Origin of the sequence: Autumnicola aciditolerans, from assembly GCF_041679265.1 — a bacterium.
Classification (GTDB): Bacteria; Bacteroidota; Bacteroidia; order Flavobacteriales; family Flavobacteriaceae; genus Autumnicola.
The window spans coordinates 37,854-61,389 of record NZ_JBGFSM010000012.1 but is presented as its reverse complement, the minus strand read 5'-3'; the positions used below and the strand labels follow the sequence as shown (position 1 = coordinate 61,389).

The 23,536-nt window shown below is 39.9% G+C and carries 22 protein-coding genes; 16 read left to right on the top strand and 6 right to left on the bottom strand.

The window, feature by feature from the left end:
* Positions 1-101 precede the first annotated feature (101 nt).
* Complete coding sequence (locus tag AB8M93_RS13395) at positions 102-1,007, top strand: DMT family transporter (protein WP_373058504.1); 906 nt, start codon at positions 102-104, stop codon at positions 1,005-1,007.
* 55 nt (positions 1,008-1,062) lie between these two features.
* Here AB8M93_RS13395 and AB8M93_RS13390 read toward each other — a convergent pair whose 3' ends face one another.
* Both AB8M93_RS13390 and AB8M93_RS13385 read right to left on the bottom strand, forming a co-directional pair.
* Complete coding sequence (locus tag AB8M93_RS13390) at positions 1,063-3,132, bottom strand: M16 family metallopeptidase (protein WP_373058502.1); 2,070 nt, start codon at positions 3,130-3,132, stop codon at positions 1,063-1,065.
* A 41-nt stretch (positions 3,133-3,173) separates the two neighbouring features.
* Complete coding sequence (locus AB8M93_RS13385; protein WP_373058500.1) at positions 3,174-4,496, bottom strand: M16 family metallopeptidase; 1,323 nt, start codon at positions 4,494-4,496, stop codon at positions 3,174-3,176.
* 357 nt (positions 4,497-4,853) lie between these two features.
* Here AB8M93_RS13385 and AB8M93_RS13380 point away from each other — a divergent pair, with 357 nt between their 5' ends.
* From AB8M93_RS13380 to rpmA, 3 genes are all read left to right on the top strand, one after another.
* Entirely contained in the window at positions 4,854-5,318 is a 465-nt protein-coding gene (locus AB8M93_RS13380; protein ID WP_373058498.1) for a DUF4199 domain-containing protein, read from the top strand.
* Between the two features lie 115 nt (positions 5,319-5,433).
* A complete protein-coding gene (rplU, locus tag AB8M93_RS13375) occupies positions 5,434-5,931 on the top strand; it encodes a 50S ribosomal protein L21 (RefSeq protein WP_373058496.1) in 498 nt (165 codons plus the stop codon).
* A gap of 29 nt (positions 5,932-5,960) precedes the next feature.
* Positions 5,961-6,221: a 50S ribosomal protein L27 gene (gene rpmA / locus AB8M93_RS13370; protein WP_373058494.1), complete on the top strand. Its 261-nt coding sequence runs from the start codon at positions 5,961-5,963 to the stop codon at positions 6,219-6,221.
* Positions 6,222-6,607: 386 nt separating this feature from the next.
* Here the strand turns inward: rpmA and ahcY are convergent, their stop codons facing one another.
* Positions 6,608-7,924, bottom strand: coding sequence for an adenosylhomocysteinase (ahcY, locus tag AB8M93_RS13365; protein WP_373058492.1), 1,317 nt, complete (start codon positions 7,922-7,924; stop codon positions 6,608-6,610).
* A 62-nt stretch (positions 7,925-7,986) separates the two neighbouring features.
* Here ahcY and AB8M93_RS13360 point away from each other — a divergent pair, with 62 nt between their 5' ends.
* The 8 genes from AB8M93_RS13360 to AB8M93_RS13325 all read left to right on the top strand — a co-directional run bounded on the left by AB8M93_RS13360 (position 7,987) and on the right by AB8M93_RS13325 (position 15,066).
* Entirely contained in the window at positions 7,987-8,649 is a 663-nt protein-coding gene (locus tag AB8M93_RS13360) for a 4'-phosphopantetheinyl transferase family protein (RefSeq protein ID WP_373058490.1), read from the top strand.
* Positions 8,646-9,395: a phosphoglycerol geranylgeranyltransferase gene (locus tag AB8M93_RS13355; protein WP_373058488.1), complete on the top strand. Its 750-nt coding sequence runs from the start codon at positions 8,646-8,648 to the stop codon at positions 9,393-9,395. Before AB8M93_RS13360 ends, AB8M93_RS13355 begins: the two co-directional genes overlap by 4 nt.
* Before the next feature lie 59 nt (positions 9,396-9,454).
* Positions 9,455-10,087: a nicotinamide riboside transporter PnuC gene (gene pnuC / locus AB8M93_RS13350; protein ID WP_373058486.1), complete on the top strand. Its 633-nt coding sequence runs from the start codon at positions 9,455-9,457 to the stop codon at positions 10,085-10,087.
* Positions 10,048-10,626 (top strand): AAA family ATPase, encoded by a 579-nt coding sequence (locus tag AB8M93_RS13345; protein WP_373058484.1) that lies wholly within the window; start codon positions 10,048-10,050, stop codon positions 10,624-10,626. The genes pnuC and AB8M93_RS13345 overlap by 40 nt, the downstream gene beginning before the upstream one ends.
* Complete coding sequence (locus AB8M93_RS13340) at positions 10,616-12,166, top strand: DUF4301 family protein (protein ID WP_373058482.1); 1,551 nt, start codon at positions 10,616-10,618, stop codon at positions 12,164-12,166. The genes AB8M93_RS13345 and AB8M93_RS13340 overlap by 11 nt, the downstream gene beginning before the upstream one ends.
* 4 nt (positions 12,167-12,170) lie before the next feature.
* Entirely contained in the window at positions 12,171-12,572 is a 402-nt protein-coding gene (arfB, locus tag AB8M93_RS13335; RefSeq protein WP_373058480.1) for an alternative ribosome rescue aminoacyl-tRNA hydrolase ArfB, read from the top strand.
* Positions 12,573-13,034: 462 nt separating this feature from the next.
* Positions 13,035-13,370, top strand: coding sequence for a hypothetical protein (locus tag AB8M93_RS13330; protein WP_373058478.1), 336 nt, complete (start codon positions 13,035-13,037; stop codon positions 13,368-13,370).
* A gap of 334 nt (positions 13,371-13,704) precedes the next feature.
* The gene (locus AB8M93_RS13325) at positions 13,705-15,066 is read left to right on the top strand and encodes a sigma-54-dependent transcriptional regulator (RefSeq protein ID WP_373058476.1); all 1,362 of its coding nucleotides are present in this window, start codon (positions 13,705-13,707) and stop codon (positions 15,064-15,066) included.
* Here AB8M93_RS13325 and AB8M93_RS13320 read toward each other — a convergent pair.
* Positions 15,056-17,476 (bottom strand): hybrid sensor histidine kinase/response regulator, encoded by a 2,421-nt coding sequence (locus AB8M93_RS13320; RefSeq protein WP_373058474.1) that lies wholly within the window; start codon positions 17,474-17,476, stop codon positions 15,056-15,058. The two genes, AB8M93_RS13325 and AB8M93_RS13320, sit on opposite strands and share 11 nt — an antisense overlap.
* Positions 17,477-17,829: 353 nt before the next feature.
* Here AB8M93_RS13320 and AB8M93_RS13315 point away from each other — a divergent pair, with 353 nt between their 5' ends.
* Positions 17,830-20,211, top strand: a complete 2,382-nt coding sequence (locus AB8M93_RS13315) for a TonB-dependent receptor (RefSeq protein ID WP_373058472.1) — start codon at positions 17,830-17,832, stop codon at positions 20,209-20,211.
* Positions 20,212-20,268: 57 nt separating this feature from the next.
* Here AB8M93_RS13315 and AB8M93_RS13310 read toward each other — a convergent pair whose 3' ends face one another.
* Complete coding sequence (locus AB8M93_RS13310; protein ID WP_373058470.1) at positions 20,269-20,700, bottom strand: Rieske (2Fe-2S) protein; 432 nt, start codon at positions 20,698-20,700, stop codon at positions 20,269-20,271.
* Between the two features lie 298 nt (positions 20,701-20,998).
* Here AB8M93_RS13310 and greA point away from each other — a divergent pair, with 298 nt between their 5' ends.
* The 3 genes from greA to AB8M93_RS13295 all read left to right on the top strand — a co-directional run bounded on the left by greA (position 20,999) and on the right by AB8M93_RS13295 (position 22,383).
* Positions 20,999-21,475: a transcription elongation factor GreA gene (greA, locus tag AB8M93_RS13305; protein WP_373058468.1), complete on the top strand. Its 477-nt coding sequence runs from the start codon at positions 20,999-21,001 to the stop codon at positions 21,473-21,475.
* Positions 21,476-21,577: 102 nt separating this feature from the next.
* A complete protein-coding gene (locus tag AB8M93_RS13300) occupies positions 21,578-21,973 on the top strand; it encodes an HIT family protein (RefSeq protein ID WP_373058466.1) in 396 nt (131 codons plus the stop codon).
* Positions 21,973-22,383 carry an acyl-CoA thioesterase gene (locus AB8M93_RS13295; RefSeq protein WP_373058464.1) on the top strand — a complete coding sequence of 137 codons (411 nt, stop codon included), beginning with the start codon at positions 21,973-21,975 and terminating at the stop codon, positions 22,381-22,383. The genes AB8M93_RS13300 and AB8M93_RS13295 overlap by 1 nt, the downstream gene beginning before the upstream one ends.
* Here AB8M93_RS13295 and AB8M93_RS13290 read toward each other — a convergent pair.
* Complete coding sequence (locus AB8M93_RS13290) at positions 22,380-23,534, bottom strand: sensor histidine kinase (protein ID WP_373058462.1); 1,155 nt, start codon at positions 23,532-23,534, stop codon at positions 22,380-22,382. The two genes, AB8M93_RS13295 and AB8M93_RS13290, sit on opposite strands and share 4 nt — an antisense overlap.
* Between the last annotated feature and the right edge of the window lie 2 nt (positions 23,535-23,536).

Here is a 23,536-nt window from a genome sequence, read left to right as displayed (position 1 = left end):
TAAATATTTCTGCGGAAGAAAAATCGTTCTGGAGATATAAATTCCAATTAATTCTTTAAAGCTTTGCAGGAATTGCGATTTTTGCGCTCTAAATATTTGCAATGCCTGCGAAAAACTTAAAATGGATTTACCTGATCTTGCTTTCCCTGGTATGGGGAAGTTCTTTTATTCTTATAAAAAAAGGTCTTGTAGGCTTATCGGCACTGCAGGTGGGTTCTTTCAGAATTATTTTTGCCGCGCTGTTCCTTATGCTCGTTGGTTTTAGGGCTATACTGAAGTTGACCAAGCGGCAATGGAAGTGGATCATTATATCAGGCTTTCTGGGTTCCTTCTTTCCCGTTTACCTCTTTTCTTTTGCTGAAACTGAAATAGACAGCGCCGTGGCTTCTATCCTGAATGCCACCACGCCTTTGCTTACCCTTGTTTTTGGCGGGTTATTCTTTAAAGCTGTTTTCACCCAAAATAAATTAACTGGGGTGGTAATTGGCCTTTTGGGAACAGCGGGATTAATCCTTAGCGGCGCAAGCGTAAATCCCGATCAGAATTATTTTTATTCCGGATTGGTGGTTTTGGCGGCAGGCTTTTATGCCATTAATGTAAACATCCTGAAAACTTATATGGGTGATATCTCTGCATTAGGAATAGCCGCAGGGAATTTTTTCATTTTGCTCTTTCCTGCTCTCGGCATGCTCTGGTTCTCCGGGTTTTTCTCTTCAGAATTCACACGCCCTGAAGTAATATCTTCAATAGGTTTTGTAGCGATATTGGGAATAATTGGCACCGGGGTAGCCATGATTATCTTTAACAGGCTGGTGCAAATTTCAGATCCTGTTTTTACCACTTCAGTTACTTACACCATTCCTGTGGTAGCTCTGGGATGGGGCATCCTCGATGGCGAGATTTTTAGTCTCTGGCAACTGGTTTCTGCAGCAGTAATATTTTTAGGAGTGTTTATTGTGAACCGCTCAAGGAATCTTTATACGAAAAAGAAGAAACAGGCGGTATAAAAAAAAGCCGGCATCTTTATTGAAAACCGGCTTTTCTAACATTAATAAAAAATTTCTACTCCTGGAAATCTGAAGCATCTACTCCTTCGTTTACCATAATATTGGTAACGTTAAATTTAAAGGTTTGTGGCCCTGCAGACTGGGTGATGGTGTAAGGGAATTTTACCCCGCTTACTTCCTTATAGTTGCTGTAGCCGGTAGGAATAGTCATGGTTTGGCCTCCCTGGCTTACCGTTTTTACAGATTGTACTTTAAGTCCGGTTTCGGCATCATAATAATCAACCTGGTTTTCACTGGCAGCCACCGCATAAGCGTCTTTTCCATCTACCTGTTCCATTCCTTTTAACTCTGCCCCAGTGGCATCAAGCTCCGGGAAGGGAGAAGCATCGGCCTTGGCAGCTGCTATCTGTTCATCAGAATAAGGGATTTTTTGCCCCTGGGCCAGAACAAAGCCTGTTTCACCATTAAATACCTGCTTATTCATGGTATTTCCTCCCATAGAAATTTCCTGGGCAAGTTTTCCTTCTTTGGTCCTCTTCATTTCAAGGTTCAGCTTCATCCCCTGTACTTCTGCTTCAGCTAACATTACAACACTTTCCACATCATCTACAGCATCGCGGCCCCCAATGGCATCAATATATTTTTCATATACCTTTTCAGCAGTCATGGAAGGATCCATGTTTTTATTATAATCTGGCTTATCTGCTGGTTCAGCATATTTATCATAATACTTCACCGGGATTTCTTTTCCGTTATAAGCGACTTTTTCAAGATTTTCCAAAACATCGCTTCCTTTTCCAACTACCACAATCCGTGCATTATCTGCCATAAAATATTTTTTGGCAACTCGCTGTACATCTTCCACTGTAACATCATTTATCCTTTCCAGGTAATTTTCATAAAAATCTTCCGGAAGATCTTCTGTCTCCACATCTAAGGCAAGGCTTGCCAGGGTAGAAGGCTGCTCAAGAGACAATACAAAGTCCCCGGTATATTTGGCCTTGGCATTTTCCAGTTCAGTTTTGCTAACAGGCTCATTTCTCATCCTGTAGATTTCATCAAGGAATGCAACAACAGCGCTATCTGTTACGGCATTTCTTACACTGGCACTGGCAACAAAAGTAGCGGCTCCATATTTGTCATTTCCCGTCCTGGAATAGGCGCCGTAAGTATAGCCCTTATCTTCGCGCAGGTTTAAAAACAGGCGTGCTTCCCCGCCACCTCCAAGAATTTTATTGGCCAAAAGTACAGGGAAATAATCCTCGTCCTTCATTTTTAGGTCTATGGTGTTTACCACGGCAATTTCGCTTTGTACCGCGTTGGGCATATCCACAAAATCAATTTGAGTATTATCTACGTTAGATACTGCAGGAATATTGTTTTGAGGAAGGTTGCTTTTTTTCCAGCTACTGAAGTTTTTCTTTACCAGCTTTTTTACGTTGTTGTAATCTACATCCCCCACAATCACCAGGTAAGCATTTTGCGGAACAAAGTAATTGTTGTAAAACTCTTTAGTGTCGGCCAGAGTAATTCCTTCCACGGTTTTTTGAGTGGCAAATTCCCCGTAAGGATGATCTTTGCCGTAAGCAAGCGCAGCTCTTACCCTTGAGGCGTTAAAGCTTACATCTTTTTGGTTTGCCTTTAAACTCTCAATTAGCCTGTCCTTGGCTTTTTCAAATTCTTCCTGAGTGAATTTTGGATTCAAAGCCCCGTCTGCCATAAGCTCCAGGATTCTTGGGAAATATTTTGAAAGCGCGTTGGCATTGGCGCCGCTGGCATAAAAATTAAGCCTGGCGCCAAGAAAATCTACTTCTTCATTAAACTTATCTTTGGAAATATTTTGAGTTCCTGTTCCCAGCAAATCTCCGGCCAGTCCGGAAACACCTGCTTTATCCCCTTCGGTAAAAGGAGGATTGTCCAGCCTTAGGGCCATGGAAACTCTTGGAAGCTTATGATTTTCTACAACCATTACTTTCAAGCCGTTGTCCAGGGTGAAGGTTTTAGGTTTTTCCACATTAACCTTAGGGGCGGGCCCGGGTTCTGGTTGTGTGCTGCGATCTATTTGTGCACTGGCTCCAACAGAAATAAAAAGGAGGAGTGCAAAAGCTAATATATTGTTTTTCATTATTCTTTATTTTTATAGATTTATTCTACATTTTTATAGATTTATTCTACGTTGCTGCTTTCTGGTAAATACTCAAGAACCACTCTCTGGTTTGGCTTAAGATATTCGTTAGCTACTCTTTTTATATCTTCTCTGGTAATGGATCTGTAAATTTCAATTTCATCATTTATAAGATCAGTATCTCCGTATAACAGGTAATCTCGGGCCAGAGAGTTAGCTATTCCGGCAACGCTGGAATTGGAATTAACATAGTTGCTTTCGGCTTTGTTCTGTAGTTTCTGAAAGTCTTTTTCTGAAATGAGTTCGTTTCTAAGCTTGGCGATCTCTTCTTCCATTTCCTGGTTAAGCGTGTCTAAAGAAGTGTCTCCCAATGGAAGGGCAAAAATAAGATACATACCGTAATCTTCCTGTTCAAGATTAAAGGCGGCTACCTGCAGTGCCTGTTTTTGATCGTCTACCAGCTTTTTGTAAAGTTTTGAACTGTTACCGCCGCTTAGGTAGTCAGAAATCATATTCAGGACATAAGAATCCTTATCGGTAAATTCCGGAGTTCTGTAAGCAAGAACAGTTGCGGGAATCTGGATGTTTGGATCTGTGGCCGTGGCATCTATCTGCTCTCTAATTGGCTCTTCTTTCGGCATTTCCCTGTTAATTTTTTCTCCTGAAGGAATAGGGCCAAAATAATCCTGGATCATTTTTTTGGTTTTGGAAATATCTATATCTCCCGCAACCACCAGTACCGCATTATTAGGTACATAATATTTATCAAAATATTCCTTGAATTCTTCAAGGGTGGCAGCATCAAGATCTTCCATATAACCTACATTGGGATCTTTGTAAGGATGCTTTTCGAATAAATTTGAAGAAACAGATTGTAACAGGTTTCCATAAGGAGAATTGTCATATCTCATCCTTCTTTCTTCTTTAACTACTTCATTTTGTGTATCCACACCTTCCTGTTTGATAATTGGGTGCATCATACGTTCCGATTCCATCCAAAGGCCCAGTTCCAGGTTATTGGAAGGGAAAATTTCATAATAGTAAGTCCTGTCATTGGTGGTGTTGGCGTTGTTGCTACCGCCGTTAGAGCTTACAATTTCAAACCATTTTCCTTTTGGAATGTTCTCGGTTCCTTCAAAAAGCAGGTGTTCAAAAAAGTGTGCAAAGCCGGTCCGGCCTTCTTCACGGTCTTTCCCGCCAACATGGTACATTACAGACGTGGCGACAACCGGTGCGGTGTTATCCTGGTGTAAGATAACGTGCAGGCCGTTATCTAAGTTGTATTCGGTAAACTCAACCTCCTGGGCAATACCATAGCTCCCAATAAAGAGCGCAATGGCCAATGTGGTAATTTTGTGAATCATTTCTTAATGGTTTTATTAATGCACAATATAGGTATATCAAAAGTTTAATATGTTACAGGAATAGACCTAATATTCACCGGGGTTTTAAAGATGAGCAGTTCCCAGCAATAATTGTAGCACCTGTTTGGCCTGTTGTTATAAGTATATTTTTGTTCTAAGGTAGAAGGGGGTAAAAATTACTGTTTTGCGCTGTGAAGGCTGCTTTTATAATAGCAAGCCCGGAAATGGGCCCTGGTTGTTGGAGGTGTCTTTTATAGCAATTGCCTAATATGAGCGGGCTTATATAGCAAAATTAACATGCTGTTAAGGCAGATTGCGTCATATTTTCCTGAAATTTATGATAAAATAAGTTTCATTATGAATAAACTAAGTATCCCCTTAAAATATGGAATTTTTACAGCTATTGCCCTAATTGCTTATTTTTTAATCTTGTCTATATTCGGGTTGAACGTTTTTCCTATCTACAGTCTTTTTAATGCGGTAATAACCGCCGCAGGAATGTATTTGGCCATTAAACAATACAGAACTAAAAAAGGCGATAAATTTAAATATCAGAAAGGCTTTGCTACCGGGATGTTTACTGGGTTTATGGCTACCTTTATATTTACGGCATTCTTTGCGGTGTATGCGGCAGATATCAATCCCGAATTTTTTCATGAACTGGTCTCTATGTGGGAATCTGAATATGAAACTCCTCTTGGCCTCGTGATTTTTGCCGTGGCTTTAATGGGAGCTTCCACCACCGTTGCCCTTACCCTCACTTATATGCAATTATTTAAAAGATCCTGGAATACCAAGGAAGGAAAGAAACATCAGATATAAAGTCCGGAAAATGTACAAAGGCTTTGCGAATTAATTAATTAGGATTATATTTGCACCCGCTTATAAATAAGCGAGATTATCTTTAGATATATAAATATAATTAATTTAATACGCTATGTACGCAATTGTAGAGATAGCAGGGCAGCAATTTAAAGTTGCAAAAGACCAAAAAGTATTCGTACACCGTTTAGCGGGAGAAGAAGGAGATGAGATCTCTTTTGACAAAGTTCTTCTTGCCGGTGATGGTGACGATGTTACGCTTGGCGCCCCGGCTATAGAAGGTGCTCTTATTGGAGCCAAGATTACACGTCATCTTAAAGGAGACAAAGTAATTGTTTTCAAAAAGAAAAGACGTAAGGGTTACCGTGTGAAAAATGGTCACCGCCAGGCTTTAACTGAAATCCAGATTGGGGATATCACTCTTAAAGGTGGTAAAAAATCTTCGTCTTCAGAAAAGACTGAGAAAAAGGAAGAATCCAAAGCTAAACCTGACAGCACTTCTGAAGATTTAAACAGCAAAACGGTTGTTGAATTGAGAGAAATGGCTAAAGATAAAGGTGTTGAAGGATATTCTTCAATGAAAAAAGCAGAACTAATTGCTGCATTAAGCTAATTTTATTAATATTCTAAAACTAAAATAAGATGGCTCACAAAAAAGGAGTTGGTAGTTCCAAGAACGGTAGAGAATCAGAATCAAAACGCCTAGGGGTAAAGATTTTTGGAGGACAGGCTGCCATTGCTGGAAATATCATAGTTAGACAAAGAGGAACTGCGCACAATCCAGGTGAAAATGTGTATGCAGGAAAAGACCATACTTTACACGCTAAAATTGATGGTGTGGTAAAATTTACTAAAAAGAAAGACAATAAATCTTATGTTTCTGTTGAACCATTTGAGGCATAGAAAATTTTTCTTATAAGATTAAAAACCTTCAGGGAAAGCTGGAGGTTTTTTTATGCTTAAAAATTAAGAATCATTATAAAGATAATTGGTGAATAAAATATTTGATTTTTCACTTAACATTTTTATACACACTGGCGGCTGCGCTTAAAAAGTTTCCGCTAAACCGAAGCTTGAAAACAGCAATTTTGTGTCTATGAATGATGGGATAATCTTCTGTTTGTATGAACTTATAAAAGAACACCCGGAAGGGAGGATATTTAATCAGGCAATTTCATCATAAAAAAATCCCACTCAATTATTTTAAGTGGGATTTTTAAATTTGTCTACAGTCTACAGTCTACAGTCTACAGTCTACAGTCTACAGTCTACAGTCTACAGTCTACAGTCTAGTACCTGTAATATTCGGGTTTAAAAGGCCCTTTTACTTCCACGCCAATATATTCTGCCTGTTCCTGGGAAAGTTGAGTAAGTTCCACTCCAATTTTCTCAAGGTGAAGGGCTGCTACCTTTTCGTCTAAATGCTTTGGAAGCATGTAGACTTTGTTTTCATATTTGTCTGAATGGTTCCAAAGTTCTATTTGCGCCAGGGTTTGGTTTGTAAAGGAGTTACTCATCACAAAACTTGGATGCCCGGTGGCACAGCCAAGGTTTACCAGCCTTCCTTCAGCAAGGAGAATGATATCCTTCCCGTCTATAGTATACTTATCTACCTGTGGTTTGATTTCATTTTTAGTCTCCCCGTAATTTTGATTTAACCAGGCTACGGCAATCTCATTATCAAAATGGCCAATATTACAAACAATAGTTTTGTCTTTCATGGCTTTAAAATGCTCGCCGCGAACAATGTCTTTATTTCCTGTGGTGGTAATCACAATATCTGCTTTTGGAAGAACAGTTTCCAGTTTTTTCACCTCATACCCATCCATGGCAGCTTGCAGGGCGCAAATGGGGTCAATTTCAGTCACCGTTACAATGGCTCCGTTTCCTCTAAAAGAAGCAGCAGTACCTTTTCCCACATCTCCATAACCACAAACCACTACGCGTTTACCGGCGATCATCACATCTGTGGCACGGCGAATAGCATCAACAGCACTTTCCCGGCAACCATATTTGTTGTCAAATTTTGATTTGGTAACCGAATCGTTCACATTAATGGCCGGCATAGCAAGCGTGCCTTTTTTCATGCGCTCATATAAGCGGTGAACTCCAGTGGTGGTTTCTTCTGAAAGTCCACGGATACCTTCCGTTAATTCCGGATATTTATCAAAAACCATATTTGTTAAATCCCCGCCATCATCCAGGATCATATTTAAAGGCTTGCGCTCCTCTCCAAAGAAAAGGGTTTGCTCTATACACCAGTTAAATTCCTCTTCAGTCATTCCCTTCCAGGCATAAACAGGAATTCCTGCTTCGGCAATTGCTGCTGCAGCCTGGTCTTGTGTAGAGAAAATATTACAGGAACTCCAGGTAACTTCAGCCCCTAAAGAAACTAATGTTTCAATAAGCACAGCGGTTTGAATGGTCATATGTAAACAACCTGCAATGCGGGCACCTTTTAGCGGTTGTTCATCTTTAAACTCTTCCCTAAGCGACATCAAGCCCGGCATTTCGGCCTCAGCCAGTTCAATTTCTTTTCTTCCCCATGCGGCAAGGGAAATATCTTTTACTTTATAAGGCGTATAAGCCACCGTTTTAGTAGACATATTATTATATTTGGATTTTATCAAATTTAGTTGCAAAAGTAATCATTATCTAACAAAACTGCATGCCACTTTACAAAACAATAACAGTTGATGAGCATACTAAAGTCCTCATTTGGAAGATTGAAGAGTCTCTGGAATGGCTGAGTAAAGATGTTCAGTTAACCCCTCATTGCCAGAAAAGGGTAGATGGAATGAAGTCTGAAATCCACAGGAGAGGATTCATGAGTATCAGGCATTTAATGGCTGAAGCCGGGTATACAGATTATGATCTTTATTATGACACTCTTGGAAAGCCGCACCTTAGGGATCATAAATACATTTCCATTACCCATTCTTTCAATTTTACGGGGATTATAGTTAGTGATAAAGAGGTAGGAATAGACATTGAAAAGCAGCGGGACAAAATCCTTAAAATAGCCGGAAAATTTACTCCTTTAAAAGAATATCATACCCTAGCCAACGAGGATGCATTAATAAGAAAGCTCACCATTGTCTGGGGCGCCAAGGAATCTATTTATAAACTGCAGGCAGAGCCGGGCCTTGGGTTCCTTCAGCATATTAATATAACCGACTTTGACTTTGACGATACTTCCACTACCGGGAAGATTATGTTTAGAAACAATACCTGCGAATTCGATCTTAATTTTCTGGAATTTGAAGGATTTACCTGTGTCTATGCCATGCGGGCTGAAGGCACCGGAGAAAAAGCAAACATTTCTGCATGAGTACTATTTCTTCTGAATTCTTTAATTGCGCTATTGAATCATCAAAGCAACTATGTGTACTTATAGATCCTGATAAATTTGACAATGATCGTGCAGCTTTTTTTCTGAAAGCTTTACCTGTAGAAACGGCTTATATTTTGGTAGGTGGCAGTACAGTGGCCCCCTGCAAAACCGAAGCAACCGTAAAAACCCTTAAAACATTTACCAAAACACCTATAGTTCTATTCCCGGGGGAATACACTCAAATTACAGAAGCAGCAGACGGGATCTTGTTCCTTAGCCTGCTTTCGGGGCGAAATCCCGAATATCTTATAGGCCAGCAGATAAAATCGGTTTCCCGTTTGCGTAATTCAAAACTGGAAATTATACCTACCGGTTATATTTTAATAGATGGAGGAAAAGAATCTGCAGTGCAGCGGGTAAGCAATACACTTCCGCTATCGCAAAACAATGTGCAGCTCATTGTAGATACTGCCCTGGCAGGACAGTTTTCGGGGAAAAAACTTATCTATCTGGAGGCAGGAAGCGGCGCAGGGTATCCGGTTTCAGAAGAAATTATTTCCGCAGTTAAAGCAGCTATAGACCTCCCGCTAATGGTAGGTGGAGGAATTTGTGACACCACACAACTTCAGAAAGCTTATAAGGCTGGAGCAGATCTTGTGGTGATTGGAACAGCTTTTGAAAAAGGAAATTTTGCAGCTCAAGCTTCCAGGCTTTCCTTAGAATCCTCAGAGTCTTCCCGGTAACGTGCCTCAAATTATAAATACGAACCTATTAAATAATTATAATTTCAAATAAGCCATTTATGCAGCCCATTTTTGATTTTTTCTTTGGCCAGTACTATGGAACGCCTACTTACCTTATCGTCCTGGAGCTAATAGGCGTCTTTTTTGGTTTTTTGAGCGTGATCTATTCCAAAAATGACAACATCCTGGTGTATCCCACAGGCATTATAAGTACGGCCATTTTTGTCTATATTCTTGCCATTTACGGCCTTTTAGGGGATATGATGATTAATGCCTACTATTTTTCCATGAGTATTTACGGCTGGTATATCTGGACCCGCAAGGTAGATCCAGATCATTTTACCCCCATAACCAACACCACCCGCAAAGAAAACTGGCAGTCGGTCTTTATCTTTTTGGTTACTATGGTTTTTGTTTTTGCGATCTATGAATATTTTAAAAAGTGGAACAACTGGACCGCTTATGTGGACACGGTGACCACGGCAATATTTTTCGTAGGCATGTGGCAAATGGCTAAAAAAAAGATAGAAAATTGGATTTTCTGGATTGTGGGAGACATTATCTCGGTGCCACTTTATTTTTACAAAGGGCTTACCTTCACAGCCATTCAATATTTTGTATTTACAATAATTGCAATTTACGGTTACAAAGCATGGAAGAAAAACTTGCGCAACGACCTTCGTCCTGCATAAAAATAGTCTTATATGGTCCGGAATCTACCGGGAAAACTACACTGGCCAATCAATTAGCCGCTCATTACAACAAGCCGCTGGTAAAAGAATATATGCGGGAATATCTTCAGAAAAAATGGGATGAAAAAAAAGAAATTTGCGAGGTAGAAGATTTAATTCCTATAGCAGCAGGGCAAATGCAGCAGGAAAACGCTTTAGCGCAAAAAGAAAAACAATTGCTCTTTTGCGATACCAACCTTTTAGAACTTAAGGTTTATTCTGAAGCATATTATAATGGCTTCTGCCCGCCGCAACTTCTTAAACATGCGTTAAACAACCACTACACTTCCTATTTTTTAATGTATATTGATACTCCATGGACGCCCGATGATCTTCGGGATAAGCCGGAGGATCGCCTTGGGATGTTCAACAGGTTTAAAGCTGCTCTTGAGGTACATCATAAACCCTTTGTTATTTTAAAAGGCAACCGGGAGGAGCGATTTAAAAGTGCAGTCTCAATTATTGATAACCAACTAAAAAAACAGCATAGTGAAACTTAGTGAAAAAGATCTTTCGCAGATACGGGAAAAAGGAATAAGCGAACAGGAAGTGGAAAGCCAGATTGGAATTTTTCGAAGAGGCAATATAAAAGTGGACATAAGCGAAGCGGCCACTGTAGGAAAAGGAATTTTTTCTTTTTCTGAAGAAGATAAACAGCAGCTTATCTCCTTATACGAAGACAAAAAGGAAGATCTTGAAATTATTAAATTTGTGCCTGCTTCAGGGGCTGCAACACGAATGTTCAAAGCACTTCACAATTTTGTAGATGAATTTGACCCTTCAGAAGAAAGCCTGCGCGATTATTTGGACAAGAAAGAAAACCACAGCCTGCAAAAGTTTTTTGAAGGGATGGAAAAACTTCCTTTTTACGACCTCGCATTGGATTATGCCCGCAGAAACACCGGGAATTTTGATGAACTATCCCATGATGAGCAGCGGCTGGAGCTTGTAAAAAATATTCTTTTTGAAGAGGGCCTTGATTTAAGCAATTATCCTAAAGGCCTTGTGCCTTTTCATAAATATAAAGATGGGTTCCGTACAGCCTTTGAAGAACATCTTGTGGAGGCCGCACATTTTATTGCGGTTAACGGTGTGGCAAAACTCCATTTTACCGTTTCTGAAGAGCACGAAGATAAATTTAAAGCTGAATTTGAAAAGATAAGGGAGCGTGCAGAGAAGCATACGGGAGTTGTATTTGAGGTTTCATTTTCTTTCCAGGATCCAAAAACCGATACTATTGCCGTAGATAACCATAATGAACCTTTTAGAACTACTGAAGGGGAGATGTTCTTTAGACCGGGAGGACACGGCGCTTTAATAGAAAACCTTAACGCTCAAAAGGTCGATCTGGCATTTTTAAAGAATATCGATAATGTGGTTACACAAAAGAATATTCCTAAAGTGGTGGAGTATAAAAAAATGCTTGCCGGCAAACTACTTCAGCTTCAAAAGCAGTGTTTTCAATACATGAAGCAGCTGGATTCCGGACATCTTGCTGAAAAAGAAATTAAGGAAGTTTCAGAATTTGTAAAAAAGGAACTCTTCCAGACCGGCAAAAATCTGCAGGACCTTTCTTCCAAAGAAAAAATAAGTTATCTGAAGGAGAAAATCAACCGGCCATTAAGGGTTGGAGGAATGGTTAAAAATGAAGGAGAACCCGGCGGTGGTCCGTTCTTGGTACGGGATGAGAACGGTGAAATTTCATTGCAGATTATTGAAGGAGCCCAAATAGACCAGGACAATCCGGAACAGGTAAAAACAGCAAAGGAGGCTACTCACTTTAACCCTGTGGATATTGTATGTGGGCTTAAAAATTATAAAGGAGAAGCATTTAATCTTCATGATTATGTAGATGCCAGAACAAGCTTTATTGCAGATAAAACAAAAGATGGTAAACCTTTAAAAGCTTTGGAAAGACCAGGATTATGGAATGGAGCCATGTCTAAGTGGAATACTGTTTTTGTGGAAGTTCCGGTCTCTACCTTTAATCCTGTAAAAACAGTGGCAGATCTATTAAAAAAATCTCACCAGCCAGATTAAACTTTTGGACCAGGAACAAATTTTAAAGGAACTTAATTATGCCGCCGTGAAAAGTTCGGGTGCCGGAGGGCAGCATGTTAATAAAACCGCTTCTAAGGTAGAACTGCAATTTAATGTGGAGCAGTCTCACGGGATTCAAGAGGAGGTGAAAATAAGGATTCTCAAGAATTTGAAATCCCGCCTTAGCAAAGAAAATGTACTTGTATTGCAGAGCGGGGAATCAAGAAGCCAGCATAAAAATAAAGTGCTGGTTACACAACGCCTGTTCGAAATGCTTGAAAGGGCTGCTAAAAAACCAAAAGTAAGAAAAAGAACAAAGCCAACGCGGGCTTCAAAAATGAAACGGCTGAAAAAGAAAAAAATGAAGGCAGAGAAAAAAGCCAACAGAAGGGATCCTCTTAAATAAGATTGGGTAATTTTTCCACAGGTAGGTGTGGCAACACAACTAAGTTTCCCCAGTTTAGAAGGAGAACATATTATCATTGTTTTTAAGTTTTCCTTTAATAACAGGCATTATGGAATAAAGAGGATAGGTGGTAGGGCTTGGTATAATTTTCTCTATAACTTTATTAGGTTAGATAGATAGATTGACTTATTTAATTGCAACATTAATTTGTTGGATTATTTAGATTTTCGGATTAAAAGAGGCTTGGGAAAGCCTCTTTTTTTGTGTAATGATTTCTGAATCATCCAGAATGTGTAAAAATTTCTACATAATATTTCCTTAAATCTCGTAAAATCTACATAATAAAAAACAATTTCCACAAATACAATACCTGTAAAGTGTTGATATTTATGATTTTGCCAACTAATGAAGCTTTTGGTACAATTATTCCTATAACTATAGCAGAACTTAAAGAAACATATTATGAAAAAGCTAGGATTATCATTAATTGCAGGTGCTGCATTTTTCTTCTCGACTAATATTGCCCAGGCACAGGAAGGTGAAAGTGAAACCCAAACAGAAGAAGTAAGTGCGGTACAGGATGCTCAGGATGGTTTTGAAACTATCGAAATCATGTCTTTGCCACAGGCAGTAAAAGTGGCTGTGATTAAAAGTTATGAAGGAGCTACCACAGAAAATGCGTGGGTAAAAACCGGAGAAGATGGAGAAAAAATTTACAAACTCGATATCAATGTAGATGGAGAAACCCAAACCGTAAAAGCAGATGCAGAGGGTAACTGGATTAAAGATGAGGAATAAACCAGTCCTTATTTTCTAAAATATAGCTGGGAAATGAGAGAAACCAACTCTTACAGCAACGGATGAAACAATTAGGTAACTAAAGAAAAGTATAAAGATCCTGTCCAGAGCAATCTGGAAGCCACTAACAAACACTAACCTGGGATTTGCATACTGGTGAATTACGAAAGTAGATGTTTTTTATCTGTTAAAATGGAAGTAACAATTTTAAGTTAGAATATAATTTACAATTGTAAGAAAAGAGGTCCTAACTAAGGCCTCTTTTTTTTATCTTTCAATTGAAATGCTAATCTTTAAAGATTGTTAACTTTGTAGCTTATACTTCATAAAAATTATGGCAAAAATTCTCTTAGTAGAAGATGACGTGGCCTTTGGGACCATGCTAAAAACTTTTCTTGTAAAAAGAGATTATAATGTTGAATTGGTTTTTTCTGCTACAGAGGCTTTTAAAAAGATATCTTCATTAAAACCCGATATGGTGATTACCGATGTTCGTCTTCCGGACAATAACGGGTTAGATATTCTCAAAGAGGCAAAGGCCATTAATGCTGCTATTCAGGTAATTGTAATGACGAGTTATGCGGAAATAAGCATGGCTGTAGATGCTATGAAATTTGGAGCCTTTGATTATGTTTCCAAACCCTTTCGTCCGGAATCCATCCTGCAAACCATAGAAAATGCCTTAAATACCAGGGCCGTTCAAAAAGAAGAAACTGCAGGGATACCAGAGCGTGGGGGAAAACAAAAATCTGCCGCCGCCGCAACTTCAAAAGGAAGTTTTATAAAAGGAGTGAGCGATGCTTCCCGTAAATTAAATGATTATATAGAACTTGTTGCTCCTACCAATATGTCTGTTTTAATTATGGGCGAAAGCGGGACAGGAAAGGAACAGGTTGCCAAAAGCATTCATAACCAAAGTAAAAGAAAATCGGCACCGTTTATAGCGGTAGATTGTGGGGCAATTCCCAAGGAAATTGCCTCCAGTGAATTTTTTGGACACATAAAGGGCTCATTTACAGGAGCCATAAATGATAAAACGGGCCATTTTCAGGCGGCCAACGGGGGCACTTTATTTTTAGATGAAATAGGAAACCTTAGTTATGAGCTTCAGGTACAGTTATTAAGAGCCCTGCAGGAAAGAAGGATAAAGCCCGTAGGCAGTAACATGGAAGTTGAAGTGGATATACGGGTGGTTACTGCAACCAATGAAGATCTGGCCCAGGCGGTGAAGGAGGGTGAATTTAGGGAAGATCTTTACCACCGCTTAAATGAATTTTCCATAAAAGTCCCTTCCCTAAAGGAGCGCACAGATGATTTAATGATTTTTGCTGATCATTTTCTGGATGAGGCAAACGCCGAACTGGAGAAAAACGTAGTGGGCTTTACTCCAAAAGCGGTGGAAGCTTTTCAGAATTATAACTGGCCGGGAAATTTAAGAGAACTGAAGAATATGGTTAAAAGGGCAGTGTTATTAACCCAGGACGATTTGATCCCGCTAAAAGTGTTGCCACACGAAATTTCCACAGCTGAAAAATCTGAGGAAAATTACGGCCTCTTCAAGAATAAAAATGAAGAACAACTTATCCTGGATGCTCTGGAAAAATCTTCCGGCAATAAAAGTAAAGCCGCAAGGCTGCTTTCTATAGACAGAAAAACCTTGTATAACAAATTAAAACAGTACGGGATTAAACTATAATTTCCCTTTCCAGGCTCTTCATTAGTTTCTTAATTTCTTTAATAACCTGTTCAATTTCAGGTTTAGAAATCTCCTGGTGCCTTTCCATTTTCTCGAGGCTTGGAATAACTTTTTTCGCCTTCATCTGCTTCAGCATGGGCAGCATTTTATGAGAAACGCGAGCCATTGTTTCTTCATCTCCTGCTGCCAGAGCCTGCTCCAGAGCATCAATATTTTCCCTGGAACTGTCCATAAAAGCTTTTAGAATTACCTGCATGGCCTCACTGTCTCCTCCGGAAAACAGGTAAATGTCCTCCAGGTTATACGCGGTGGAATTGTTTCTCTGTTTTTGAGTTTGGGTTTTTTTCTGTTGAATTTCCACCTTAAAAATTTCGGCAATTGTCTGTATAAGTTCTGCAGGACGGTAAGGTTTAAGCAAATTTCTGTTAAAGCCCGCTTTTTTATAAGTTTCAGAAGAAACCTCTCTTCTCCCGGAAAGCGCGATTACCGGGGTATGTTCAAGTTTGGGATTTTTGCGAATGGCTTTTATAAGCTGAAATCCATCAAGAATGGGCATTTGTATATCGGTAAGCACCAGGTCAAACTCTTCAGATTTTAATTTTTCCAGTGCTTCTTTGCCGTTCACGCATTTTACACAGCTAAAGCCAATAGATTTTACCAGCTCACAGGTAAGGGCAAGCTGGGAATTTTCATCATCGGCCACCAGGGCTTTTTTACCACTTAGATCTACCTGTTCAGGTTTTAATTCGGGTAAACCGGCTTTGGTTTTTTCTTTGTTAGGGGCAATGGCTACCGGTATTGTAACGGTAAACTCGCTACCTTCCCCGGGCCTGCTTTTTAATTTTATATTGCCTTTTAGAAGATGCGCCAGGCTTTTGGTAATGGTAAGCCCCAGGCCTGTGCCGCCATAGCGCTTTTCAATTTTACTGTTTTCCTGGGAAAATTCTTCAAATATTTCTTCCTGCTTTTCTTCAGAAATTCCTATTCCCGTGTCTTTTACAACAATTTGAAGTTCAGCATCTTTAGTTTTTTCAATAATGTTGGCAGTAACACGAATTTCCCCTTTTTCAGTGAATTTATAAGCGTTGGTCACCAGGTTGGCAATGATCTGCTTTATCCTGAAAGGATCACTCATTACCTCTGTATCCGTTTCTTCTGAAACCTTTACAATTACCTCAATTTCCCTGTTTTCTTCCGCAGGAATATTGTTATAAACAGTGTCTTCAATTAACTTCTTCGGATTAAAAGGCAGATTTTCCACCAGCATTTTTCCGGCTTCCAGTTTAGAGAGGTCCAGGAGGTCATTCACCAGGTGGAGAATAAAATCTGAAGATCGTTTAATCTGGTCCAGGTAATGATTTTGTTTATTATTAAGTCCTGTCTTGTTCATTAAATCTGAATAGCCAATAACGGTGGTAAGTGGGGAACGCAGGTCATGAGTAATAGCAGCCATAAATTGCTCCCTTCTTTTCAGTAATGATTCTGCAAAATTCTTGGCATCTTCAAGTTGTAAACGATATCGCTGGCTTCTGGAAATATCCTCGAGGATAAGAATTAGAAATATCAGGATAATAAGTACGCTTATAATTCCCGCAACTATAATAATATTGGAGGTGCTTTCCAGCATTTGCTGGGAATTCCTGGTTCTTTGCATTGCAGCCGCACGTTCTTCCTGTTCAATTTTTGCAAGTAGACTTCTAAGCTGTTGGTTAAGGATCATATCGTTATCCAGTAACTGGTTTTCCTTTTGGATAACGGTATTTTGGAATTGACGGTTGGCATATTCCAGTTCGCTCAAAACCTTTTTAACCGAATTTACCAGGGAATCTGCCGTTCTGGTGGTTAAAGGCTGTGCATTATCCTTGCGGGCATACTCCAGGAGATCTATAAGAACCTTCCTCTGGTACGGTTTCAGGTTTTGAAATCGACCTTCATAATTATCCTGGGCAAAGGTTTCATCCACTCTTCTTAATTCCCGAAGCACCTGGGAATAGTAATTTGTATTGCGGTCTTTTTTCCGTAATTCCAGCAGTTCCCAAAGGTTTTCAGATTTTTGAGTGAGCAGTTTGGAAATACTGTCCAGCTCTGTTTGCATTATACTATCAGTATATGTTCTTTTAAGCAGCTGCATATCTGCCCTAATGCTGTCAATCTGGCTTTCGTAGAGGATGCTGTCTTTAGGGGCGCCGGTTTGTATTAGCCTTCTGCTGGTATTCTCTGTCTCATAAAGGTCTGTAGTAATTTCACTAACCATAAAAAGCTGCTCATTGTTGGTACTATTGTTCTGGTTAAGGCTGGTAAATGCAATTACTTTGGTATAGACGAACCAAATGGCAATACCTACCAGGGTTGCCAGGATCACATACCCTGCAACTACTTTAAAGGTTATGGAGCGTCTTGTGTTTTGCATATTTCCGGTTCTTGCTTGGGAATTGCGCAATCTTATTATTTTTTCTTTGATGAGCTTTAAACAAATGCGATGTTTGGCTTCAGTAAAATTACATCAATAAATCAAACGAAATAAAATATTGGATATTGAAAAAAGCTGTTTACATTTGCGGCACATCTCAAAGGGGTGCCTTTAAAAGAGGCTGAGATCATACCCAATGAACCTGGGCGGGTAATGCTGCCAAGGGAAAGCGCGAAAGCGTTGCGTATGTTTACTCCTGAAAATGCCAAAATTGAACGGCGGTTTCAGGATTTTTTATTTTAATTATAAACCAAGGAATAATTGCCCCTTTTATTCGTAAAAAATTGTTACGAATGAAAAACGTTTTATTTTTCCTGGGCCTGCTATTCTTCTCGCTGCAGGCTTTTTCTCAAGAGTACACCTTAAGTGGTAAAGTTACCGATGCACAAACTGCTTTGCAGGGAGTTTCAGTTTTTGCTATTGGCACCGGCACCGGGACGCAAACCGATGAAAATGGAAATTATTCCCTTCAGCTTAAAGAAGGAGAATATACCATCCTGTTTTCTTTTGGAAACCGTAAGAGAATCCAGGTGAACCTTACTGAAGATAAAGTGCTTGATGTAGATATGAGTACCGCGGAAGAAGTATTGGATGAGGTATTCCTTTCTTCTGTAAGGGTTACTTCTGAAGATCCCATCACCTACAGTAATTTGTCTAATGAAGAAATTGAAGACCGTAATTTAGGCCAGGATATTCCTGTTTTGATGAATTATATGCCCAATGTGGTTTCTACTACAGATGCCGGCGCCGGGGTAGGTTACACGGGAATCCGGGTACGCGGGAGCGATGCCACGAGGGTGAACGTTACCGTAAACGGAATCCCGCTTAACGATGCCGAGAGCCAGGGTGTATTTTGGGTAAATATGGGAGATTTTGCTTCTTCTGTTCAAAACCTTCAGTTACAGCGCGGCGTGGGAACTTCTACAAGTGGTGCCGGCGCTTTTGGGGCCAGCCTGAACATCCTTACAGATCGTTACCAGGAAGAAGCGTCAGCGCAGTTGTCTAACAGTATTGGTTCTTATAATACTTTTAAGCATACGCTGGAATTTAGCACCGGGCTTATGGACCATCACTGGGAATTTGCCGGAAGGGCCTCAAAAATCAGGAGTGATGGCTATATAGACCGGGCAGAGAGTGAGTTGAAATCTTATTTTCTTCAGGGAACTTATGTAGATGATAATACCCTTGTAAAAGCCATCTCTTTTGGCGGAAGTGAAACTACTTACCACGCCTGGTATGGGATTGATGCAGAAATGCTAAGGGAAGACCGAAGGTTTAATCCCGCGGGAATGTACACCGATGAAGATGGAAATGTGCAGTTTTATGAAGATCAGACCGATAATTACTGGCAGGACCATTACCAGTTGTTGTGGAATGAGGATTATAACGAAAACTGGTCTTCCAACATTGCTTTGCATTATACCAAAGGAAGAGGGTATTATCAGGAATACCAGGAAGATGCCGCTTTAACCAATTTTGGCCTGCAGCCTTTTATGGCAGAAGGGGAAGAGGTAAATACCTCAGATCTTGTAAGCAGGGAATGGCTGGATAATGATTTCTACGGAACGGTCTTTAGTTTAAAATATGTTACTCAAAATGTAGATGCTGTAATTGGGGGAGGCTGGAACAGGTATGAAGGCGATCATTTTGGAGAGGTTATTTATAGCCGTTTCGCCAGGAATAATGATCCTTATGAGCCCTATTATGAAAGCACGGCTACAAAAACCGATTTTAATATCTATGGAAAAGCGACCTTTGCCATTACCGATGATCTGGCGGCTTACGCAGACCTTCAGCTAAGAACCATTAACTATGAAACGGACGGGATTCTGGATGACGGAACTCTTTTTAATGTAGACGATTCGTTTGAATTTTTCAATCCAAAAGCGGGAATCACTTATCAGCCGAATGAAAAGAGCAAGTTCTACGCGTCTTATGCCCGTGCGCACAGGGAGCCAACCAGGAGCGATTATGAAAACGGAGATCCCGATGCAGAAGAGCTGAACGACTTTGAACTGGGCTGGAGGTTTAACAGTCCCGGTGTGCAGGTGAATTCCAACCTGTATTATATGGATTATCAAAACCAGCTGGTGTTAACAGGAGACATAGACGATGTTGGGGCTTTTGTACGGGAGAATAGCGGAAATAGTTACCGCCTTGGTTTGGAAATAGATGCTACCGTAAGGATCACAGAAAAGCTTAGGGTAAGGCCAAATATCGCATTAAGCCGAAACAAAAACGTGGATTTTGTTTCTACCCTTAACGGTGAGCTCACAAATTTTGGAAATACCACAATTTCCTTTTCTCCGGAAATTGTGGCCGGTAATATTCTTAGTTATGCTCCCGTTGAAGGCCTGGAGCTTAAACTGCTTTCCAAGTACGTGGGCGAGCAGTATATGAGCAATATTGAAGCTGAAGGCTCAAAACTGGACAGCTATTTTATAAATGATTTTAATGTGCAGTACACCTGGAGAAGCGCACCGCTATTCGAAAGCGTGGTACTTACCGGCTTGGTAAATAATATTTTTGGGAAAGAATATGTGTCTAACGGCTATTATTACACCTATGAGGTGGAAAATCCCGATTATCCTTCCGGAGTTCAGACCCTCGATGGTGCAGGCTATTATCCGCAGGCCACTACTAATTTTCTTGCAGGGCTTACCCTTAAATTTTAAAAACAGATCCCGGGAGGTTAGGCTTCCGGGATTTTCTTTAAGGCAGGAATATTTAATTTAATTTGAAACAACTATTATATTCCCATGCTTTTCCACCCGGTAAGGTTTCATGGCATACTGCCCGTTTCCGGCGGTTTGCTCTCCCGTAATTATATTATACTCATTGCCATCGTCACACGGGCATTTGGCAGTGATGCCGTCTACCACCATTGCAGAACATTCGCCGGGCGGGTGATTGGGGTCGCTTAGCTCTAAAGCGATATATTGCGAATTGTTGAGGTTATACACCACAATGCCTTTTATCCCGTAATTGTAAGTGGTGTAACTGTTTCCGGGATATTTAAGGTCATTAAATTCAGCGAAATCTAAATCTAGCTGAAGCTGGATGTTGAGGTCCACAAGGTTTGGATTGTTTCCGTTGTTATTATCTTCAGGGGAACAGGCCTGAAGTGAGAAAAAGGTGATAAGGATTAAAACTGCTTTTTTCATAGTTCTTTTGTTCTTCCGGTCTTTTCAGAAGAAGTGTTATATTTAAATTTTTACTCCTCCGGCGAAAATAATATAATTGTACCTGAAGTTTATATTTATTACATTTGTTATAAGAAATCCCGTCCAGAATGGGATTTTTTCTATTAAATAATGAAGCAAAAGTTTGAAAACGGCAAAAAACTTAGTTGCCGGTCTCTTTCGACTTCATCGGAAAAGATAACCAACACATTATTATAGTATAATTTTTAAAGAATAACGAGGGCCTGTGTCCTCTATTGTAGATTAAAACGTAAAAGTTATGAGCAAAGTATCTTATTATACAGCAGAAGGGCTCAAAAAGTTAAGAGATGAACTTAATCATTTAAAAGATGTTGAGCGCCCAAAGGCTTCAGAAGCTATAGCAGAAGCCAGGGATAAGGGTGATTTAAGTGAAAATGCCGAATACGACGCGGCCAAAGAGGCGCAGGGACTTTTGGAGATGAAAATATCAAAGATGGAAGAACTGGTGGCCAATGCCAGGGTTATAGACGAGTCTCAGCTGGATACTTCCAAGGCTTTGGTACATTCTTTTGTTAAAATAAAGAACCAGACCAACGGGGCAGAAATGAAATATAAACTGGTGGCGCAAAGCGAAGCCGATCTTAAAGCGGGGAAAATTTCTGTAGATTCCCCTATAGGAAAAGGCTTGCTGGGAAAAAAAGTTGGGGATACTGCAGAGATTAAAGTGCCAAACGGCATGATGAAATTTGAAATTTTGGAGATATGGCGTGAATAATTATTTATTATAAATTGTAAAAATCCTTTTCAGTTCTTTTAACTAAGAAATTCGAAAAGGATTTTTAATTTTATAGAGAATACTAATCTGAAAAATAAACTTATGGCCACCTTATTTACTAAAATTGCACGGGGAGAAGTTCCTTGTTATAAAGTAGCAGAAAATAGTCAGTTCCTTGCTTTTCTGGATGTTCGTCCCAATGCAAAAGGCCACACGCTTTGTATACCCAAAAAAGAAGTTGATAAAATTTTTGATCTGGAAGAAGAAATGTACCGGGAATTAATGCTTTTTGCCCGTAAAGTAGGGATTGGCCTTGAAAAAACGGTAGCTTGTAAAAGAGTGGGGATGGCGGTTATAGGGCTGGAAGTGCCTCATGTTCATGTACACCTTGTCCCTCTAAATAATATGAGGGACATGAATTTCTCCAACAACTTTGAAATGTCTGAAGAGGATTTCCAAAAGCTTGCCGATGATATTTGTGATAATGTTGTGCTTTAATGGAGGTGCCTGAATTTAAGTTAAGCCTGGAAATACGTATAGACTGGAGTGACCTGGATGCGTATAAGCATGTTAATAATGTTTCCTTTATGCGTTACCTGCAATCTGGCCGGGTGAATTTTTGGGAAGCCACAGGCATTTATGAGAATTATAATACCTCCAGCCGTGGTACAATGCTGGTTTCTACACATTGCGATTTTAAGAAGTCCCTCTACTATCCCGGAAAGGCCATTATAAAAACAGGTCTGGACTTTATGAAAAACTCAAGTTTTGGCCTGCGACATCTTGTGCTGAATGAAGAGAAGGAAATTTGTGCGGTAGGTAAAGATGTGGTGGTGTGCTATGATTTTGAAAAGAACGAAACTTTCCGGATTCCGGATGAACTCCGAGAGATAATGAAGAAATATTAAACCCGCCTGAGGGATATCTTAAAAGTTGTTCCTTTATTTATCTCGCTTTGCACCACCCGGATTTTTCCTTTGTGATAATCTTCAATAATCCGTTTGGCTAAAGAGAGCCCCAGGCCCCAGCCGCGTTTTTTTGTGGTGTGTCCCGGTTCAAAAATTTGTTTGAATTTACTTTTATCAATGCCTTTGCCGGTGTCTCTTACAAAAATATGTGCCCACTTTGGTTCTTCTTTAATTTCAATATTTAGCTTTCCTTTGCCCCGCATGGCATCTATGGAATTTTTCACCAGGTTTTCTATGGTCCAGCTGTATAGCTGCTGGTTAAGCTCTACCTCAATAGCTTTTGAAGGCGCTTTAAGGCTAAAGTTTATAAGGCTGGAGCTTCGGGATTGCAGATAATCAAAACTATTACGTGTGGCTTCTACAAGATCTGTTATTTGAAGAATTGGGGTAGATCCTATTTTTGAAAAGCGCTCGGTAATAGTTTTTAAGCGGTCTACATCCTTTTCCATTTCCAAGATGTAAGTTTGATTCACCTTTTCATCTTTAAGAATCTCTGTCCATCCTATCAGGGAAGAAAGGGGTGTGCCAATTTGATGGGCGGTTTCTTTTGCCATTCCCGCCCATAATTTATTCTGTTCACTGTTCTTGGTGGTGGTATAGAAAAAGTAGATTACCCCCACAAAAAGAAAAGCAATGAGTAAAAGGCCAATTGGATAGTACTTTAGTTTATTAAGGGTAGGGGAGTTGCCGTAATAAATATATTGTTGCTGGTCCTCATCCAGGTTCATGATAATGGGCTCATTTTCAGCTTTAAACTGCTGTAGAAATTCTTTTACCTTTGCGTCATCATCAAGCAGTTCAGGATTTATATTGCTGCTATAGGCCACTTTGCCATCTGCTGTGGTATGGATAATTGGGATACTGGTATTGCTGTTAAGGATTTCCAGGATGAGCTCCAAATCTGCATCCTCGGGTGCCGGAGTTCGGTTAAGTGCTTCCTGTGCCCTGGCCCAGATGTTCATTTTAGATCGCTCGTCTTCCTTTAAATGCTGAAAAAACACACTGGTATTCCAAAGAACAAGGCTAACTACGGCTAAACAGGAAATTATAATAAACCAGCGATTAAAGTTGCGCCCATTGGTAAAATTCATGA

Coding starts and splice junctions, on each gene's coding strand:
- AB8M93_RS13395 (WP_373058504.1), top strand. CDS start 102: ATGCCTGCGAAAAACTTAAAATGGATTTACCTGATCTTGCTTTCCCTG.
- AB8M93_RS13390 (WP_373058502.1), bottom strand. CDS start 3,132: ATGAAAAACAATATATTAGCTTTTGCACTCCTCCTTTTTATTTCTGTT.
- AB8M93_RS13385 (WP_373058500.1), bottom strand. CDS start 4,496: ATGATTCACAAAATTACCACATTGGCCATTGCGCTCTTTATTGGGAGC.
- AB8M93_RS13380 (WP_373058498.1), top strand. CDS start 4,854: ATGAATAAACTAAGTATCCCCTTAAAATATGGAATTTTTACAGCTATT.
- rplU (WP_373058496.1), top strand. CDS start 5,434: ATGTACGCAATTGTAGAGATAGCAGGGCAGCAATTTAAAGTTGCAAAA.
- rpmA (WP_373058494.1), top strand. CDS start 5,961: ATGGCTCACAAAAAAGGAGTTGGTAGTTCCAAGAACGGTAGAGAATCA.
- ahcY (WP_373058492.1), bottom strand. CDS start 7,924: ATGTCTACTAAAACGGTGGCTTATACGCCTTATAAAGTAAAAGATATT.
- AB8M93_RS13360 (WP_373058490.1), top strand. CDS start 7,987: ATGCCACTTTACAAAACAATAACAGTTGATGAGCATACTAAAGTCCTC.
- AB8M93_RS13355 (WP_373058488.1), top strand. CDS start 8,646: ATGAGTACTATTTCTTCTGAATTCTTTAATTGCGCTATTGAATCATCA.
- pnuC (WP_373058486.1), top strand. CDS start 9,455: ATGCAGCCCATTTTTGATTTTTTCTTTGGCCAGTACTATGGAACGCCT.
- AB8M93_RS13345 (WP_373058484.1), top strand. CDS start 10,048: ATGGAAGAAAAACTTGCGCAACGACCTTCGTCCTGCATAAAAATAGTC.
- AB8M93_RS13330 (WP_373058478.1), top strand. CDS start 13,035: ATGAAAAAGCTAGGATTATCATTAATTGCAGGTGCTGCATTTTTCTTC.
- AB8M93_RS13325 (WP_373058476.1), top strand. CDS start 13,705: ATGGCAAAAATTCTCTTAGTAGAAGATGACGTGGCCTTTGGGACCATG.
- AB8M93_RS13320 (WP_373058474.1), bottom strand. CDS start 17,476: ATGCAAAACACAAGACGCTCCATAACCTTTAAAGTAGTTGCAGGGTAT.
- AB8M93_RS13315 (WP_373058472.1), top strand. CDS start 17,830: ATGAAAAACGTTTTATTTTTCCTGGGCCTGCTATTCTTCTCGCTGCAG.
- AB8M93_RS13310 (WP_373058470.1), bottom strand. CDS start 20,700: ATGAAAAAAGCAGTTTTAATCCTTATCACCTTTTTCTCACTTCAGGCC.
- greA (WP_373058468.1), top strand. CDS start 20,999: ATGAGCAAAGTATCTTATTATACAGCAGAAGGGCTCAAAAAGTTAAGA.
- AB8M93_RS13300 (WP_373058466.1), top strand. CDS start 21,578: ATGGCCACCTTATTTACTAAAATTGCACGGGGAGAAGTTCCTTGTTAT.
- AB8M93_RS13295 (WP_373058464.1), top strand. CDS start 21,973: ATGGAGGTGCCTGAATTTAAGTTAAGCCTGGAAATACGTATAGACTGG.
- AB8M93_RS13290 (WP_373058462.1), bottom strand. CDS start 23,534: ATGAATTTTACCAATGGGCGCAACTTTAATCGCTGGTTTATTATAATT.